A 268-nucleotide genomic window follows, 5' to 3' on the forward strand; every position below is an offset into this window, starting at 1 on the left:
ACGAAAACATACAACCTCACTATCCTTCCGCCAACACAAACAATTTGAACACTCTTCTGACGGTCATTTATCGCAATAGAAACGTAAGGATGCAAGCGGCCTGTGTTCCTCAGGGTTCGTAATACATCCCGACACAAACGGCTCATGTACCGGTAAACGCACATCAGCGCTTCATTGAGGAAAACTCTGTAGTATTTAAGAAATTCGTTGTGGCTGATACAATCTATTTCCTACACTCCAATATTGTACGCATCCACGTGTAAACAAA

The 268-nt window shown here is 42.5% G+C and carries 1 protein-coding gene; it reads right to left on the bottom strand.

Going from position 1 to position 268, the window contains the following annotated elements; all coding sequences use genetic code 11:
• Positions 1 to 227, bottom strand: a 227-nt coding sequence (locus IFU19_RS17175) for a hypothetical protein (RefSeq protein WP_441004781.1), incomplete at its 3' end; no start/stop codon positions are given.
• Positions 228 to 268 lie beyond the last annotated feature (41 nt).

The organism is Microbacterium sp. CFBP 8794 (assembly GCF_014841235.1).
GTDB lineage: Bacteria > Actinomycetota > Actinomycetes > Actinomycetales > Microbacteriaceae > Microbacterium.